The organism is Pseudomonas sp. CROZ-RG-20F-R04-15 (genome assembly GCF_022662375.1).
Classification (GTDB): domain Bacteria; phylum Pseudomonadota; class Gammaproteobacteria; order Pseudomonadales; family Pseudomonadaceae; genus Aquipseudomonas.
Window position 1 is genome coordinate 1 of the sequence record NZ_JAKNQL010000051.1, and the last position, 3,605, is coordinate 3,605.

Below are 3,605 nucleotides of genomic sequence, written 5' to 3' on the forward strand. Positions count from 1 at the left end.
AAGGGAGAGGGGACTGACCGCGGGGTATTGAAGAGGTACGCCGACGTGAGAGTTTTCTTCTGAATCCATAATCGACTCGATCTTTCAGGTCGATGGATGACGCCATACACCTCGATCGGCTCCCTCTCCCTCTGGGAGAGGGCTGGGGTGAGGGTAACGGGCTGGACTCATATCGACGAGCCAGTCAGCATGACCAAAAAAATGGACCACCCCCACATGCGACGACTTCCTTCACTGGCCGCCCTGCGTACCTTCGAGTGCGCCGCCCGTCACGCGCATTTCGGCCGTGCAGCCGCCGAACTGTGCGTCACCGACAGCGCCGTCAGCCATCAGATCCGTCAGCTCGAAGAACAACTCGGCGTCTCACTGTTCATCCGCGAAGGCCGACAAATCCGTCCGACCATCGCCGCCGGCCGGCTGATGCAAAGCCTGCAACAGGCCTTCGAACTGATCGGCGATGCCTGCGATGAGTTACGCGATCCGTCCTCACTGGCCGTGCTCAGACTGGCCGTCACCGCCGAACTGGCGCAGAAGTGGTTGATGAGTCGTCTCATCGATTTCTACGCGCGCTATCCGCACATCACCTTGCACCTCTACGAACAACCGATCGACGCCAGTGCGCCGGGCGAAGACATCGACCTGGCAATCACTTACGGCACCGGCCCGGTGGACAGCAGCGCGTACTTCGTCCGTCCATTGCCAGCCTTGCAGTTCTTCCCGGTATGCAGCCCCGGCCTGTTCAACCAGGGCACATTGAAAACCCCAAAGGATCTGCCCCGCCACTGCCTGCTGCACGACGATCAGGACGGCAAGACCTGGACCGCCTGGTTGACCAGTCACGCCGGCGATCAACGCCCGCAACGTCAGTTGTATTTCGCCCATGCCGGTCTGGCGCTGGAAGCCGCAGCGCAAGGGCAGGGCGTGGCCATGGGCGACAACCTCACCGCGCAGGAAGATCTGCAAAGTGGTCGACTGGTGCGTCCCTTCGCATCGAGCATGACCGCGCTCGGCCAATACGCACTGGTCTGCGAACGGCTGCGGCTGGAGCGTCCGGCGGTGGCGCAGATGCTCGAATGGTTCAACGATCAACTGGTCGATTGATGAGTTGAATTCAACTGTTCCGTAATAATCATCGTTGGCGGGCGTAGTGCGCGCACCCTTAGCCTGTGGTCATTCCCATCGCGAAGACGAGGTTTGACCATGGCACGTTTGCTCGACTCCACCCCCAAACACGACGGCTTCCGTCTGCCCGGCGAATTCGAAGCCAAATCCGGTTGCTGGCTGGGCTGGCCGGAACGCACCGACGTCTGGCGCAATGGCGCTAAACCGGCGCAGAAAGTCTGGGTGCAGATCGTCACCGCGATCTCCCACAGCGAACCGGTCACTGTCTGCGCCTCGGCCGCGCAATTCGCCACGGCGCGTCGGCAGTTGCCGCCGCAAGTGCGCGTGGTCGAGATGACCTGCAACGACACCTGGTTCCGCGACAGCGGCCCATGCTTTGTGGTCAATGATCAGAGCGGTGAAGTGCGCGGCGTGGATTTTGAGTTCAACGCCTATGGCGGGCTCGACGGCGGCCTCTATTACCCGTGGGACAAGGACGACCAGATCGCCAGCAAGATCCTCGAGATCGAGCGTTTCGACCGCTACCGCGCGCCGCTGATTGCCGAACTGGGCGGCATCCAGAGTGACGGTCAGGGCAGCATCCTCACCACCGAACAATGCCTGCTCAACCGCAATCGCAACCAGCATCTGGGCAAGGACGAAGTGACCCGACGCCTGACCGATTACCTCGGCGCCGAGCAAGTGATCTGGCTGCCACGCGGCTGCAAGTTCGACGAAACCGACGGCCATGTCGACGACCTCGCCTGTTTCGTCCGTCCCGGCGAAGTTGTGTTGCAATGGACCGATAACCGTGACGATCCGCAATGGGAGATTTATCAGGAGGCCTACGACATCCTGCGCAGCACCCGCGACAGCCGTGGCCGTGAGCTGATCGTGCACAAACTGCCGCAACCTGACGTGCTCGAGTGGACGGCCGAGGAAGCCGAAGGCCTCGATCAGCAGGACGGCACCCACACCCGTCAGGCCGGCACGAAAATCTGCGCGTCGTACATCAACTACTACGCCGGTAATAGCTCGATCGTCGTGCCGCTGTTTGGTGATCGCAACGATCAAGTGGCGCTGGCGACGTTGGCCGAGCTGTTCCCGCAGCACAAAATCGTCGGCATCGAAAACTCCCGGGAAATCCTCCTTGGCGGCGGCAACGTCGCGTGCATCACCATGCCGCAATACGCCGGCCTGAAAAAAGGAGCCTGAACATGCGCCTGCACCAACTGACTCAAGCGTTATTGCTGGTGCTTGCACCCTTGTGTGTGCAGGCTGCCGACAGCGCGAAACCAGTGGTTAATCTGTATATCTGGGGCGAGTACCTGGCGCCGGATACGCTGAAGAATTTCGAGGCGCAGACCGGCATTCATGTGGTCGCCGATCACTTTGATTCACTGGAAACCGTCGAGACCAAACTGCTCACCGGGCGCAGTGGATACGACCTGGTGCTGACCGCCGGCCAGCACCTGTCGCGGGCCATCGAAAGCGGCGCGATCCAGCCGCTGGACAAGGCCCGAGTCCCGCACTTTGCCGGGGTTGGCGAGGAGTTTCGCCAGCACATGGCGGTGTTCGATCCGGGTAATCGTTACGCGGGTATCTACGCTTGGGGCACCACTGGCGTGGGGTTTCAGGAAGAGGCAATCAAGCAACGTTTGCCGGATGCTCCGAGGGACAGTTGGGCGATGTTGTTCGATCCGGCAGTGGTATCGAAATTCGCCGATTGCGGGGTGAGTCTGCTCAACGATCCCAACGAAGTGTTCGCTGCCGTCATGAAGTACATGGGGCTGGACATCAACCGGCAGAACCTCGATGACTTGAAACTCGCCGAGCAGCAACTGGCGAAGATCCGCCCGTACATTCGCTACTTTGACAATGACCTGAACATCAGCGATCTGGCCAACGGCAATACTTGCGTGGCGATGTCGTGGAACGGCAATGTGGCGATCGCGGCGGGGCAGGCGGAAGCGGCGCAGAAGCCGTTCAAGTTGAGTTACCGGATTCCGAAAGAGGGCACGTTGATCTGGTTCGATGCCATGGTCGTGCCCAAGGACGCGCCGCATCCGCAGGCGGGGTTGGCGCTGATGGATTATTTGATGACGCCGGAGGTGATTGCGCCGATCACTGACATCATTCATTACGCCAATGCGATTACCGCTGCTGATGGCTTGGTCGATGCAGCGATTCACAATGATCCGGGGACGTATCCCTCGGCCGACGTCAGGGCCACGCTGTACAGCAAGAATGACAATGGCAAGGCGTTCAATCGGGCGCTGATCCGGGCGTTCAGTCGGTTGAAGTCCGGGCTGTGAAAAGCAGACCCTCACCCCAGCCCTCTCCCAGAGGGAGAGGGGGCCGACCGAGGTGTCTTGCGTTATACATCGACCTGAGAAACCGAGTCGATTATGGATCTAAGACTTGGCGATCATGGATTCAAAGACGCTATTTCAAGTCGGCGTAAACCCCCAATCTCCCCCAATCAGTCCCCTCTACCTCCGGGG

3 protein-coding genes are annotated in these 3,605 nt (G+C 60.3%); all 3 read left to right on the plus strand.

Translation table 11 applies throughout. The features are described 5' to 3' along the window. The first annotated feature begins 216 nt into the window (after window positions 1–216). The 3 genes from L8H52_RS30125 to L8H52_RS30135 all read left to right on the plus strand — a co-directional run bounded on the left by L8H52_RS30125 (window position 217) and on the right by L8H52_RS30135 (window position 3,416). A complete protein-coding gene (locus tag L8H52_RS30125; protein WP_242210144.1) occupies window positions 217–1,101 on the plus strand; it encodes a LysR substrate-binding domain-containing protein in 885 nt (294 codons plus the stop codon). Window positions 1,102–1,200: 99 nt separating this feature from the next. Next, complete coding sequence (gene aguA / locus L8H52_RS30130; protein WP_242210143.1) at window positions 1,201–2,316, plus strand: agmatine deiminase; 1,116 nt, start codon at window positions 1,201–1,203, stop codon at window positions 2,314–2,316. 2 nt (window positions 2,317–2,318) lie between these two features. Then, window positions 2,319–3,416: an extracellular solute-binding protein gene (locus tag L8H52_RS30135; RefSeq protein WP_242210142.1), complete on the plus strand. Its 1,098-nt coding sequence runs from the start codon at window positions 2,319–2,321 to the stop codon at window positions 3,414–3,416. The last annotated feature ends 189 nt before the right edge of the window (window positions 3,417–3,605 follow it).